The sequence below is a fragment of the Streptomyces sp. NPDC057682 genome (assembly GCF_042799575.1).
In the GTDB taxonomy this organism is placed as follows: Bacteria; Actinomycetota; Actinomycetes; order Streptomycetales; family Streptomycetaceae; genus Streptomyces.
In genome coordinates, this window is record NZ_JBHVIN010000001.1 from 563860 (window position 1) to 576531 (window position 12672).

Genomic DNA, 12672 nt, shown 5'->3' on the forward strand with positions numbered 1-12672 from the left:
CTTTTCTCCGCCGGCCGGGACGGCCTCTCCGCTCGAAGCGCCGTCCCGCCAGAGGTCCTGCGTGTCCGGGCCGCTGCCCGGACGGGTCACTCGCCCGGGTGGGCGAGCTCGATGTCGTGGTCGTCGACTCCCTCGCCGGCCACGGTCAGGGAGCCGGCCACCGGCGGGTAGCCGGTCGCGACGACCGAGTACTCGCCCGCGTCCAGGTCGGTGAAGGCGTATGCCCCGTCCTCCCCGGTCGTCGAGGTGGCGATCACGTTGCCGGCCGCGTCGACCAGCGTGACCCGGGCGTCGGGGAGCGGGCGGTGGTCCGTACCGGCCCGCACCACGCCCTGGACCAGCGCACCGGCCTGGAGCGAGGCGTCGACCCGGGTGATCCCCTGGCCGCCGACCTCGACCGGCAGGGCCAGCGGGCGGAATCCGGGCGCGTTGACCGCGACGGTCACCGTGCCCGGGACCAGCTCGCCGAAGGCGAACTCGCCGCTCTCGCCGGACTTGCCGGTGGCCAGGACGTCGCCGCGCACATCGGTCACGACGACCATGGCGTCCTCGACCGGGGTGTCGCCGTCGGCGGACCGCACGGTCCCGGCCAGGCCACTGGTGCCGGCCAGCAGGATGTCGAACGCGAGCGGCTCGTCCGCGACGACCACGGTGGAGGCCTGCGGCTGGAAGCCGTCGGCGGAGGCGATCAGGACGTAGCTGCCGGCGCCGGGGGCGTCGACCGCGTACGAGCCGTCGGCCTGCGCGACCGAGATGCCCAGCTGTCGGCCGCCCAGCGAGATCAGGGTGACGGCGGCCTGGGCGACGGGCGCCCCCTCGGCTCCGCGCACCACACCGCGGACCGCGGTGCCCGTGGTGGTGGCCGCCGCGGCGGTCTCCTCCAGGGTGTCGACGGCGGTGACGCCCGCGGCGCCCTCGGCGACCGTGGCGGCCGCACCGGACGGGACCTCGGCCAGGACCGCGGCCTCGACGGGGGCGGTGACCTCGGCCTTGGTCTCGGCCGGGACCTCGCTGACCGCGTTCGTCTTGAGCGCGACCTCCTTGATGAAGAGCGTGATCAGGAAGGCGACCAGGGCGGCCGGGGCGGCGTACAGGAAGACGTCGCCGACGCCGTGGCCGTACGCGGCCTCCATGACCGTACGGAAGGGGGCGGGCAGCTTGTCCAGGTCGGGGATGCCCCCGCCGCCGGTGCCGCCGTGGCCGAGGGCCGCGCCCTGCGGGCCGAGGTCGGCGAGCCCTTCCTTGACGTAGTGGGTGACGCGGTTCGCCATGACGGCGCCCAGGGCCGAGACCCCGATGGCACCACCGAGCGAACGGAAGAAGGTGACGACGGAGCTGGCGGAGCCGAGGTCCGAGGGGTCCACCTGGTTCTGCGTGGCGAGCACCAGGTTCTGCATCATCATGCCGATGCCGAGACCCATCACGAACATGAAGACGGCGATGTGCCAGTACGTCGTGTCGTAGCGGATCGTGCCGAGCAGCCCGAGTCCGGCCGTGACGAGGAAGCCGCCGCTGACCAGCCAGGCCTTCCAGCGGCCGGTCTTGGTGATGATCTGGCCCGAGATGGTCGAGGAGAGGAACAGACCGGCGATCATCGGGATCGTCATCACACCGGACATCGTCGGCGACTTGCCGCGCGCCAGCTGGAAGTACTGGCTGAAGAAGACGGTGCCGGCGAACATCGCGATGCCGACGAACAGCGAGGCGAGCGAGGCGAGGGTGATCGTCCGGTTGCGGAAGAGCCGCAGCGGGATGATCGGCTCGCTGGCGCGGGACTCGGTGAAGACGAACAGCAGCGCGAGGACCAGCGAACCGACCAGCATCGCGCCGGTCTGCCAGGACAGCCAGTCGTACTTGTCACCGGCGAAGGTGACCCAGAGGAGCAGCAGGGAGACGGCGGCGCTGATGAAGAAGGCACCGGTCCAGTCGACCTTGACGTCCCGCTTGACGACGGGGAGCTTCAGGGTCTTCTGCAGCACGATCAGGGCGATGACCGCGAAGGGCACGCCGACGTAGAAGCACCAGCGCCAGCCGAGCCAGCTGGTGTCGGTGATGACACCGCCGAGCAGCGGGCCGCCGACGGTGGCGACGGCGAAGACCGCGCCGATGTAGCCGCTGTAGCGGCCGCGCTCGCGCGGGGCGATCATCGCGGCCATCACGATCTGGGCGAGGGCGGAGAGACCGCCGACGCCGATGCCCTGGATCACCCGGCAGGTGATCAGCATGCCGCTGCTGGTCGACATACCGGCGACGACCGAGCCGGCGACGTAGATGACCAGGGATATCTGGACCAGCAGCTTCTTGCTGAACAGGTCGGCGAGCTTGCCCCACAGCGGGGTGGTCGCCGTCATGGCCAGCAGCGAGGCCGTGACGACCCAGGTGTACGCGCTCTGTCCGCCGCCCAGGTCGGAGATGATCTCCGGAAGGGCGTTGGAGACGACGGTCGACGACAGGATCGCGACGAACATGCCGAGCATGAGCCCGGCGAGCGCTTCCATGATCTGCCGGTGTGTCATCGGCGCGCCGTCGGAGGACGCGTGTCCTCCGTGCTTGGCGTGGCCGCCCCGCACACCGCTTGGTGTGGTCGTAGCCATTGAGTTCCTTGTCTTTGCTTCTGTTACACGGGTGTACGGGTGTACGAGCCGTCGCTGTCCGTCTGCCGGTGGCGGCAGTCGCCGCTGTGCCGTCCGGGGGCGCACCCGCCGGAGCCGCGACAGGAGAAGCTGTCGCGCAGCCGGGCCAGCAGCGTGTTGAGCTGTCCGACCTCTTCGTCGGACCAGTCCTGGAGGTGGTGGGCGAACATCTCGGTGGTCCGCGCGTTCAGGTCGGCGAGCACGCCCAGGCCCGCGGGGGTCAGCCGCAGTATCCGGGAGCGCTTGTCCGCGGGGTCCGGGGACCGCTCGATCCAGCCGCGTTCCGCGACATGGGCGACGTGCCGGCTGGTCACCGACATGTCGACGTCGAGCAGTTCGGCCAGCCTGCTGATCCGCATCTCACCGTGCTGGTTCAGCAGCGCCAGGACGGCCGCGGACCCTCCGGGGCACTCCGCGGGAAGGATGCGTCCGAGCCCGCGTTTCACGGCCCCGATGGCGCTGAGTTGCCGGGCCAGTTCCTCGTACCCACCTCGCGCGGCCACGGGACCTCCGGCTTCTCGTCACGACCATCTTGTTGCTTAGGGCAACCATAGAAGCCGTTGGTTGCTGCAGGCAAACGAAAAGGGGCTTGCAGAAGTAAAGGAACGCAAAAGGCTCCGTAGGGCGTCGGTCAAACGCCCAGCGTGTGCCGCACGAGGGAGGCGGATGTGGCGTGCGCCACTCGGGTGACGGCGATCGGGGCGGTCCGGGGGCCGGGGCGAGAGCCGGAAGAAGGTACTCCCCTTCTCTCTCCCGCGTGGCCCCGGGGGTTGGGTCGTACCGCCGAGTTCGCTAGTGTCCTGGCCCATGGCACACAATCCCCACGCCCCGCAGGGCCCCGAGGGCAACTACGACCCGGCGGGCAGCACCCAGATGTTCCGCGCCTTCGTCGACGAGGGCGAGCCGCAGCGCCGGCAGCAGACCGCCGCCGCCCCGGCGTCCGGTTCGCGGACCGGGCTGATCGCCGCCGTCATCGGTGTGATCGTCGTGCTCGGCGCCGTCGCCTGGCTCGCGCTCGGCTGACCGTCCGGTCGCCGCCCTTCCCCCGTCACTTCCAGTCGGCGGTCACGTCCCGGGTCTCGATCCGCATACCCAGGGGCACCCGCCAGGCGTCCACGCAGACGGTGTACGTCTCCTTCCGTGCCGCCCCCGCGCCGATCGGTGCGGGGAGCGGCGCTGTCGATTCCCGGGTCGCCCAGTCGATGCCCAGCCCGCCGATGATGTGCGTGGCGAAGGTGACGGTGCCCGAGCGGACCTCCGTACCACCGGTGTTGCGGAACCCGACGGTGACCTTCTCGCACCAGCGCACGTCGCCGGCGGCCCGCACCGGCTCCCCGACCTCCAGCACGGCAGGCCCCGGCACGGACGGCGAGGAACCCCCGGCCCCACCGGAATCACCGCCACTCGCGGACCCGGACCCGCCGGAATCACCGCCACCACCGGCCCCGCCGCCACTCGCGGACCCTCCGGCCCCGTCACCACCGCCGGCCCCCGCGCCGCCGCCCGTACCCGCGCCCGCACCGGGCCCCGTGCCGCCCCCGGACCCGGACGCGGCGCCTCCGGACCCACCGGACCGTGCGGAACCCGCTCCGGGCCCGTCCGCGCCCCCCGAAGCACTCGTACCGCCGTCCGTACGCCCCGACCCGTCGGCGCTTCCCGAGGGACCCGGGCCTCCGCCGTCCGGCGAGGCGCCCGGCCGCCCGCCGTCCGCGCGCTTCCCGTCCAGCGGGATCAGCGTGACCTCGCCCGAGGGCGCCCCCGCGCCCGGGGACGGCTTTCCGCCGCTCGCTCCGGCCGCGCCGACCGCCGTGTAGCCGTCGCCGCCCGTGCCGCCACCGCAGCCCGCCAGGACGCCGCCCAGGCACAGCACGGCCGCCGAGGCGACGAGCGCGGTGCCCCGGCGGCCGGAAGGACCCAATATCTGACGTCGCATCAGAACAGTTTGTCTGACGGGCCGTCAATGAGGAACCCCCCGCCGCCCCTCGCGGGCGGACGGGAGGACGTGCGGACGGGGGTCAGTCGGCGATGAGCCCTTCCCTGAGCTGGGCGAGCGTGCGGGTGAGCAGGCGCGAGACATGCATCTGGGAGATGCCGACCTCCTCGCCGATCTGCGACTGGGTCATGTTGGCGAAGAAGCGGAGCATGATGATCTGCCGTTCCCGGGCCGGGAGTTTGGCGAGCAGCGGCTTCAGGGACTCGCGGTACTCGACGCCCTCCAGCGCCGTGTCCTCGTATCCCAGCCGGTCCGCGAGCGAGCCCTCGCCGCCGTCGTCCTCGGGGGAGGGCGAGTCGAGCGAGGAGGCGGTGTAGGCGTTGCCGACGGCGAGGCCGTCGACGACGTCCTCCTCGGAGACGCCGAGCGCCTTGGCCAGCTCCGGTACGGTCGGCGAGCGGTCGAGCTTCTGGGACAGCTCGTCGCTGGTCTTGGTGAGGGCGAGCCGCAGCTCCTGGAGCCGGCGCGGCACCCGCACCGACCACGAGGTGTCGCGGAAGAACCGCTTGATCTCGCCGACGACGGTGGGCATCGCGAACGTCGGGAACTCCACGCCGCGTTCGCAGTCGAACCGGTCGATCGCCTTGATCAGGCCGATGGTGCCGACCTGGACGATGTCCTCCATCGGCTCGTTGCGGCTGCGGAACCGGGCGGCGGCGTAGCGCACCAGGGGCAGGTTGAGCTCGATGAGCGTGTCCCGCACATAGGCGCGCTCCGGGCTGTCCACGCCGTCCGGCCCCGGGGCGGGCCCCAGCGCGGCCAGCCGCAGGAACAGCGAGCGGGACAGCGTACGGGTGTCGATGGCTTCCGACGAGCTGGTGAGCGCAACGGGTGCGGGTGCGCTCTTGGTGAGCGTGAGCACCTTCGAGCTGCCCTGTTCTGCGGACATGCCACCCCCTTGAGGTCGCGGACGGTCGCGGTGGCCGCGACCATCGGAGGAACGCTGCCTCCACCTGAATACCGGAGGGGAGGCTGCGGCAAACGCGGTTCCCGCAGAATGTCACATGTCGGCAACACGCTGTAGTGACATGTCGACAAGTCAAGGGTGAGTCTGCGCTGTTGACAAGGGGTGTGCGGCGTTTGGGCCCGCCTTCCGGCTCCAGGAACGGTCTACCCGTTCTGGTTATGCCTCGATCCTGTTTGCGGATCGAAGTCGGGCAAAACTTCGGGCCAGAAGTCTTGACACATGCATCTGGGAGACTCCGAGTTCGGCACTGATCTGGGACTGCGTCAGATTGCTGTAGTAGCGCAGCAACAGGATCCGCTGCTCGCGTTCGGGCAGCTGTACGAGGAGATGGCGGACCAGGTCGCGGTGCTCGACGCCCGCGAGGGCGGGGTCCTCGTAGCCGAGCCGGTCGAGGAGTCCGGGCAGCCCGTCGCCCTCCTGGGCGGCTTCGAGGGAGGTCGCGTGGTACGAGCGGCCGGCCTCGATGCACGCGAGGACCTCGTCCTCGGAGATCTTCAGCCGCTCGGCGATCTCGGCCGTGGTGGGGGAGCGCCCGTGAGCGGTCGTCAGGTCCTCGGTGGCGCCGGTGACCTGGACCCACAGCTCGTGCAGCCGGCGCGGTACGTGGACGGTGCGCACGTTGTCGCGGAAGTAGCGCTTGATCTCGCCGACGACGGTGGGCATCGCGAAGGTGGGGAACTGGACGCCGCGTCCGGGGTCGAAGCGGTCGATGGCGTTGATCAGGCCGATGGTGCCGACCTGGACGACGTCCTCCATCGGCTCGTTGCGGCTGCGGAACCGCGCGGCCGCGTACCGCACCAGCGGCAGGTTCGCCTCGATCAGCGCCGCCCGCACCCGCCCGTGCTCCGCGCTTCCCGGCTCCAGCCCCTGGAGCCGGCCGAACAGGACCTGGGTGAGGGCCCGGGTGTCGGCCCCCCGGCTGCGCGCGGGCGTGGTGCCGCCCTCGGTCCCGGGGGCGGGCTGGGCGCTCTGGGGAGGCACTTGAGGCGCTGTACTGGCCGGCACGGTGACGCCACCCCTCTGCGGTCAACATCGGTCAACTCATCCGTCAAAAGCGGTCATAGCATCACAAGACAGGTCCACTATGTGCAAGCACCCCATAGCGCCGTGTTGACCGCACAACGGTTTAAACACAAAGAAAAGCCCCTCACCGCTGTGGTGGGGGGCTCGCAGGGCCGATGGCGTCAGAACGGGTAGTCGGCGATCACCCAGGTGGCGAACTCGCGCCACTGACCGGCCGCGGCCTGGTGGGCCGGGTGCTCCAGGTAGCTCTTGAGCGCGGCCTCGTCCGCGACGGCGGAGTTGATGGCGAAGTCGTACGCGATCGGCCGGTCGGTGATGTTCCAGGCGCACTCCCAGAACTCCAGCCCCGGCACCTGGTCGCCCAGCTCCGCGAAGGCCCGCGCCGCCGCCACGACCCGCGGTTCGTCCCGCTCGACACCGTCGTTCAGCTTGAACAGCACCAGGTGGCGGATCATGCGGACTCTCCTACTTCACCAGCTCGGACATGAAGTCGCCGACGCCCTGAGCGGCGTTGGAAACGCCTTCGAACCCTACCTGGACCAGGTCCGCGGCCCGTTCGGGGGAGTTGATGATCGTGTAGAGCACGAAGACGACGATCGCGTAGAGGGCTATCTTCTTGACTTCCACCATCAGCCCCTGACTCCCCTTCGATCCCCTGTGCAGTCGGGCGGAGTCTATCCGTACACCTGACCGGATCCACCGGGGTTGTTTCGATCACTCACCCGGTCTTTAGGGACCATCGGCCCCCGGATCGGGGCCCTTCGCCGCCTCCCGCGCCCGCCTCCGCGCGCCAGGATGGAGAGCGAGCCCGGCGGACCTGGCAGGAATCCGCAGGGCGAGGAGCAGGCCCCTCTGTGGGGCGCACGTCGCGGCCTTCCCCCGATCGCGACGGGCGTCGGCGGACCTGCTCTCATCGGGGGAAGCGGCTTGTCCCCCCGATGCCGCTTCCCCCGACCCGATCACCGCGGGACCTGATCACCGCAGGGCCCGATCACCGTGGGAAGCGTCCCGTACGGAACAGCACGAAGGGCCCGGTCCTGATGGACCGGGCCCTTCGTCTTGCTGGCGGTAGCGGAGGGATTTGAACCCTCGGTGAGTTTCCCCACACTCGCTTTCGAGGCGAGCTCCTTCGGCCGCTCGGACACGCTACCGAGAGAGAGCTTAGACCATCTCGGCCGTCCGCCGAAATCCGATTCCCCGCACGGCCCCCGTGCGGCCGCCGGAGCACCCCCGGCGCCCGGGGAACGCAGGTCAGCGGTGGCGGAAGAAGGAGGTCAGCCGGGCCGCGCAGTCGGGCTCCAGGACGCCGTGGATCACCTCGGGGCGGTGGTTGAGCCGGCGGTCGCGTACGAGGTCCCAGAGCGATCCTGCCGCTCCGGCCTTCTCGTCCCGGGCGCCGTAGACGACGCGGTCCACCCGGGCCTGCACCAGGGCGCCCGCGCACATCGTGCAGGGCTCCAGGGTCACGACCAGGGTGCAGCCGGACAGCCGCCACGCGCCGAGCGCGGCGGCTGCCCGGCGCAGCGCCAGTACCTCGGCGTGGGCGGTGGGGTCGCCCGTCGCCTCGCGTTCGTTGTGGCCCGTGGCGAGCAGGCCGCCGTCCGGGCCCAGGACGAGGGCGCCGACCGGCACGTCGCCGGCCGCCGCCGCACGGTCGGCCTCGTCCAGGGCGCGGCGCATGGCCGCCCGCCACGGGTCCCGTACGGGGTCGTGGACGGTTTGGTCCGGCGGGTGCGGGCGGGAAGCATCGGTCACCCGCGGACCCTAACGCCTGACCGGCTGCCAGGCCCCCGTCACGGCGTCAGCGGACGGTCTCCAGGACCTCGGCGGCTCCCAGTGCCTCCGCGATCTCCGCCAGCGCGTCCGTCCGCAGCGTCAGCAGGTCCGCCTCCGCGAGGCCGAGGTCCGCCAGGATCCCGGTGTCGCCGAGCGGACCCGTCGGCACGGCGTCGTCGTCCGGTCCGTCGTCGGTGGTGTCGTTGTCGGGGGTGTCGGGTTCGCCGTCCTCCGTGCCGTCGAGTCCGACGAGCTCTTCGAGGGCGGCAATCGAGTCCTCGGCCCCGGGTTCGCGGCCGAGCAGTTCATCGGTGAGCAGGATCTCCCCGTACGAGGAGCGGGCGGCGGCGGACGCGTCCGAGATGTAGATACGGGGGTCCTCCTCACCGTCCACCCGGACGACGCCGAACCAGGCGTCCTCCTGCTCGATGAAGACGAGCACCGTGTCCTCGTCCACCGAGGCATCACGGGCCAGATCCGTCAGATCGGACAGGGTCTCCACATCGTCGAGCTCCGTGTCGCTCGCTTCCCACCCGTCTTCGGTGCGCGCGAGCAGTGCGGCGAAGTACACCGTGACTCTCCCACTGGTCTCAGGGTCGCTCGTCCGGATCGCGCCGGGTCCGCCGGAGCTGTGATCCGGCCCGCTCCGGACGAAGGGCCCTAGGTGTGTCGGTCCGACGGGAGGGCAGTCGGTGGTCCGGCTGCCCTGCGTCCCGCCCATCGGAATCGTGGCAGAAACCTCGGCCTCGCGAGAGCAGTTCCGCCGTTGCGTCGGCCACCAGTTCTCCCCGGGGCCCTCACCAGGCCTTTTCCGGCCGATCACCGCGGCTACCAGCGAAAGGTCCTCATCCGCATGGCCTGACGCATCCTGGCGGCCTTGACCCGGCGCGGCTGGACCCGGTCGCGGAGCGCCTTGGCCTCGTGGAGTTCGCGGAGGAACTGGGCGCGCCGCCGCCGGCGCTGCGCGTCGCTCTCGGGCGCGTCCCCGGAGCCCTGCGGACCCGGCTCGTCCACCGCCTCCGACGCGTCCCGGACCTCGCGCGGACCGGGCGCGTCGGGCCTCGTCCGCCCGTCCCGCTTCCGCCTCGCCCCGTCCGGCATCCGCACATCACCCCCAGGCTGGGTCCGTATGCCCCCACCTTCCCCCCGAACGTGCGGTTGATGCCAGCGCACGGGTACGGGAGGCGCGGTTACTGTTGGTGTCATGCGGATCCACGTCGTCGACCACCCGCTGGTCGCGCACAAACTCACCACCCTGCGCGACAAGCGCACCGATTCCCCGACCTTCCGGCGCCTCGCCGACGAGCTGGTGACCCTGCTCGCGTACGAGGCGACCCGCGATGTGCGCACCGAGCAGGTCGACATCGAGACCCCGGTGACACCCACCACCGGAGTGAAGCTGTCGCACCCCCGCCCGCTGGTCGTCCCGATCCTGCGGGCCGGCCTCGGCATGCTCGACGGCATGGTGCGGCTGCTGCCGACCGCCGAGGTGGGCTTCCTGGGCATGATCCGCGACGAGGAGACGCTCAAGGCGTCCACGTACGCGACGCGTATGCCCGAGGACCTCTCGGGCCGGCAGGTGTACGTCCTGGACCCGATGCTCGCGACCGGCGGCACGCTCGTCGCGGCGATCCAGGAGCTGATCCGGCGCGGCGCGGACGACGTCACTGCGGTCGTGCTCCTCGCGGCGCCCGAGGGCGTCGAGGTGATGGAGCGGGAACTGGCCGGGACGCCGGTCACCGTGGTCACGGCCTCGGTCGACGAGCGGCTGAACGAGAACGGCTACATCGTGCCCGGCCTCGGCGACGCGGGCGACCGGATGTACGGCACGGTCGACTAGGCGCTTCCACCGACATGCCACGGGCCCTGCGCTCACCCCGGCCGGGGTGAGCGCAGGGCCCGTGCGTTGTGTCAGCAGCCGGACGGCGCCGGGGCGGGCTTCGTCAGGGCGGTCAGGGCGGAGGCCGCCGCCTGGGGCGTGCTGAACGCCTTGAACGTCGTCCCGATGATCAGGTCGACGTCCGCCGTCTTCCGGGCGTCGGTCTTGGTCTGCGCCCCCGGCAGCTGCGTGCCGAGCACCGGGAACGTGCCGTTGGCGGCGGCCGGCGCACCCAGCAGGATGCCGGGCCCGGGGACCTTCTTGTCGTAGGCGGCGGTGGCGTTGCCGACCTTGCCGATGACGAAGCCGCGTTTCTTCAGCTCGTCTGCCGCCGACTTGGCCAGCCCGCCGCGCGGCGTCGCGTTGTAGACGTTGACCGTGATCTTCGCGGGCTTCGGGAGGACCTTCGCGGGCGCGGACGGCTTGGGCGAGGGGCAGTCGGTCGTGCGGTCGGCGGCGCTGGCCTGCTTGTCGCCGCCCGTGAAGACGTCGATGAGCTGCAGCGAGCCCCAGCCGACCAGCCCGAGGGCGAGCACGGAGGCGGTGGCCGCGACGATCAGCCTGCTGCGGCGGCGGGGGCGCCGCATGCGGGGGTACTTGTCACCCGTGATGCGGTACTTTCCGCCCATGCCGGGGGGAGTGAGCATGCTCATGGGCGCAGCGTAGTGCGACCCGGTGATGATGCCTATTTAATGATGGGCCGCTCGCACCCGTCCGAGTGCGAATGCACCCGAACGAACCCGGTGCGGGTCGAACACACCGGCGTGGGGTCTCAGCCGAGTTCGAGCACGCGGGCGTGGAGCACCTGGCGCTGCTGGAGCGCGGCGCGGACCGCCCGGTGCAGCCCGTCCTCCAGATACAGATCGCCCCGCCACTTCACGACGTGCGCGAAGAGGTCGCCGTAGAACGTCGAGTCCTCGGCGAGCAGCGTTTCGAGGTCCAGCTGGCCCTTGGTGGTCACGAGCTGGTCGAGGCGGACCGGGCGCGGCGCGACATCCGCCCACTGCCGGGTGCTTTCCCGGCCGTGGTCGGGATAAGGCTTCCCATTTCCGATGCGCTTGAAGATCACACGGAAAGCCTACCGGCCGGGAGCCCCCGGGCGCAGCCATGGAGGGCGACTGCGCGCCTGCCCGGGATGGCATACAGAGGTCTCATATGCCCTCATTCCGGAATTGGCACCCAGGGGCCCCGTCGGGTTCCCGTGTCCCCCGCGCGTCCCCGCATCTCTCCGCCCGTCTCCCACCCCGTCCCACCCCGTCCCGGCCCGCCGCGCCGGCTCCGGGGAGCCCGAGGGCGGCGGCGGACCCGGGAGGAACGCTCATCGCGTCTTCGCGGCGGCCTTGGCCGCCTTCGCGGCCTGTTTGGCCTCCTGCTTGAAGGCCCGGACCTCGGCCAGGGACTCGGGTCCGGTGATGTCGGCGACGGAGCGGCGCGAACCCTCCTCCCCGTACGCTCCGGCCGCCTCCCGCCAGCCCGGCGGCCGTACACCGAACTGCTTGCCCAGCAGCGCCAGGAAGATCTGCGCCTTCTGGGTGCCGAAACCGGGCAGGGCGTTGAGCCGCTTGCGCAGGTCGGCCCCACTCCCGGCGCCCGTCCACACCGCCTCGGCCACACCGTCGTACTGCGCCACGAGGTACTGGCACAGCTGCTGCACCCGCTTGGCCATCGAGCCGGGATAGCGGTGCAGGGCGGGTTTGGCGGTGAACAGCTCGATGAACGCCTCGGGGTCGTACGCCGCGATCTCGTGCGCGTCCAGATCGTCCCCGCCCATCCGCTGCGCCAGTGCGTGCGGTCCGGCGAACGCCCATTCCATCGGCACCTGCTGGTCCAGCAGCATGCCCACGAGGGCGGCCAGCGGACTGCGCGCGAGGAGTTCGTCCGCCTCCGGCTCCTGGGCGATCCGGAGCGTGATGTCTCGGCCCTGCTTGCTGTCGGTCATGGACCAGATGATTGCGAGCCAGGGGTGCCGCGGCCAGTGAAATCACCGCTGATGCAGTGGTTTGCAGCCGTTTGCCCGTCATGGGTGGTCGGCCGCGGCGGACCCCGGCCTCGTCCGTACGCGTCACACATCGCCCCCATCGTCGCCGATGGGCCGGATGACGACGGCCCGCGCGCGGGCACCAGCTCCCCGCTCCGCGTGAGTTCGTCGTTGAGCGCGCCCATGAAGGCGAACATCGCCCGTACGTCCTCCTCGCTCCAGGCCACCGCGCCGGCCTGCGGATTCCCGCGCATCGTCTCGTAGTCCGCCTGCGAGCCCTGCACCATCACCAGGTACTTCACGTGCCGCTCCCTCGTTCCGGCCGCCCGGTGCGGGCGGCTCCCACAGGGGACGCCGGAGCGGCGGGACGGCGCCCGGCACCGCGCCGGGGGAACCGGCGAGAGCCCGGAAGAACGCCCGGAA

16 protein-coding genes and 1 tRNA gene are annotated in these 12672 nt (G+C 71.3%); 2 read left to right on the forward strand and 15 right to left on the reverse strand.

What is annotated here, in order from left to right; all coding sequences use genetic code 11:
• Nucleotides 1-86 precede the first annotated feature (86 nt).
• Nucleotides 87-2594 carry a DHA2 family efflux MFS transporter permease subunit gene (locus tag ACFVDM_RS02380; RefSeq protein WP_383631876.1) on the reverse strand — a complete coding sequence of 836 codons (2508 nt, stop codon included), beginning with the start codon at nt 2592-2594 and terminating at the stop codon, nt 87-89.
• 23 nt (nt 2595-2617) lie between these two features.
• Nucleotides 2618-3136 carry a MarR family winged helix-turn-helix transcriptional regulator gene (locus ACFVDM_RS02385; RefSeq protein WP_383631879.1) on the reverse strand — a complete coding sequence of 173 codons (519 nt, stop codon included), beginning with the start codon at nt 3134-3136 and terminating at the stop codon, nt 2618-2620.
• A 304-nt stretch (nt 3137-3440) separates the two neighbouring features.
• On the opposite strand from ACFVDM_RS02385, the gene ACFVDM_RS02390 reads away from it, so the two are divergent.
• On the forward strand, nt 3441-3656 hold the full coding sequence (locus ACFVDM_RS02390) for a hypothetical protein (protein ID WP_383631882.1): 216 nt from the start codon (nt 3441-3443) through the stop codon (nt 3654-3656).
• A 25-nt stretch (nt 3657-3681) separates the two neighbouring features.
• Here ACFVDM_RS02390 and ACFVDM_RS02395 read toward each other — a convergent pair whose 3' ends face one another.
• The 9 genes from ACFVDM_RS02395 to ACFVDM_RS02435 all read right to left on the reverse strand — a co-directional run bounded on the left by ACFVDM_RS02395 (nt 3682) and on the right by ACFVDM_RS02435 (nt 9493).
• The gene (locus ACFVDM_RS02395; RefSeq protein ID WP_383631885.1) at nt 3682-4566 is read right to left on the reverse strand and encodes a hypothetical protein; all 885 of its coding nucleotides are present in this window, start codon (nt 4564-4566) and stop codon (nt 3682-3684) included.
• 82 nt (nt 4567-4648) lie between these two features.
• Nucleotides 4649-5515 carry an RNA polymerase sigma factor SigF gene (locus ACFVDM_RS02400; protein WP_383631887.1) on the reverse strand — a complete coding sequence of 289 codons (867 nt, stop codon included), beginning with the start codon at nt 5513-5515 and terminating at the stop codon, nt 4649-4651.
• A 234-nt stretch (nt 5516-5749) separates the two neighbouring features.
• Complete coding sequence (locus ACFVDM_RS02405; RefSeq protein ID WP_383631890.1) at nt 5750-6598, reverse strand: RNA polymerase sigma factor SigF; 849 nt, start codon at nt 6596-6598, stop codon at nt 5750-5752.
• 179 nt (nt 6599-6777) lie between these two features.
• A complete protein-coding gene (locus ACFVDM_RS02410; RefSeq protein ID WP_383631893.1) occupies nt 6778-7071 on the reverse strand; it encodes a Dabb family protein in 294 nt (97 codons plus the stop codon).
• Nucleotides 7072-7081: 10 nt separating this feature from the next.
• Nucleotides 7082-7246, reverse strand: a complete 165-nt coding sequence (locus tag ACFVDM_RS02415) for a hypothetical protein (RefSeq protein ID WP_383631896.1) — start codon at nt 7244-7246, stop codon at nt 7082-7084.
• A 433-nt stretch (nt 7247-7679) separates the two neighbouring features.
• A tRNA-Ser gene (locus ACFVDM_RS02420) sits at nt 7680-7767 on the reverse strand.
• Nucleotides 7768-7867: 100 nt separating this feature from the next.
• Nucleotides 7868-8371: a tRNA adenosine(34) deaminase TadA gene (gene tadA / locus ACFVDM_RS02425; RefSeq protein WP_383631898.1), complete on the reverse strand. Its 504-nt coding sequence runs from the start codon at nt 8369-8371 to the stop codon at nt 7868-7870.
• Between the two features lie 46 nt (nt 8372-8417).
• Nucleotides 8418-8963: a hypothetical protein gene (locus ACFVDM_RS02430; RefSeq protein ID WP_383631901.1), complete on the reverse strand. Its 546-nt coding sequence runs from the start codon at nt 8961-8963 to the stop codon at nt 8418-8420.
• A gap of 257 nt (nt 8964-9220) precedes the next feature.
• Nucleotides 9221-9493, reverse strand: a complete 273-nt coding sequence (locus ACFVDM_RS02435) for a hypothetical protein (protein WP_383631904.1) — start codon at nt 9491-9493, stop codon at nt 9221-9223.
• Nucleotides 9494-9596: 103 nt separating this feature from the next.
• Between ACFVDM_RS02435 and upp the strand changes: the two genes are divergently transcribed.
• Nucleotides 9597-10232 (forward strand): uracil phosphoribosyltransferase, encoded by a 636-nt coding sequence (gene upp / locus ACFVDM_RS02440; RefSeq protein ID WP_383631907.1) that lies wholly within the window; start codon nt 9597-9599, stop codon nt 10230-10232.
• A 71-nt stretch (nt 10233-10303) separates the two neighbouring features.
• On the opposite strand, the gene ACFVDM_RS02445 is transcribed toward upp, so the two are convergent.
• The 4 genes from ACFVDM_RS02445 to ACFVDM_RS02460 all read right to left on the reverse strand — a co-directional run bounded on the left by ACFVDM_RS02445 (nt 10304) and on the right by ACFVDM_RS02460 (nt 12551).
• The gene (locus tag ACFVDM_RS02445; RefSeq protein WP_383632147.1) at nt 10304-10900 is read right to left on the reverse strand and encodes a LytR C-terminal domain-containing protein; all 597 of its coding nucleotides are present in this window, start codon (nt 10898-10900) and stop codon (nt 10304-10306) included.
• Nucleotides 10901-11043: 143 nt separating this feature from the next.
• A complete protein-coding gene (locus tag ACFVDM_RS02450) occupies nt 11044-11340 on the reverse strand; it encodes a type II toxin-antitoxin system VapB family antitoxin (RefSeq protein ID WP_383631910.1) in 297 nt (98 codons plus the stop codon).
• Between the two features lie 249 nt (nt 11341-11589).
• Entirely contained in the window at nt 11590-12210 is a 621-nt protein-coding gene (locus ACFVDM_RS02455; RefSeq protein WP_383631913.1) for an HhH-GPD-type base excision DNA repair protein, read from the reverse strand.
• Nucleotides 12207-12551 carry a hypothetical protein gene (locus ACFVDM_RS02460; protein ID WP_383631916.1) on the reverse strand — a complete coding sequence of 115 codons (345 nt, stop codon included), beginning with the start codon at nt 12549-12551 and terminating at the stop codon, nt 12207-12209. Before ACFVDM_RS02460 ends, ACFVDM_RS02455 begins: the two co-directional genes overlap by 4 nt.
• Nucleotides 12552-12672: the final 121 nt, after the last annotated feature.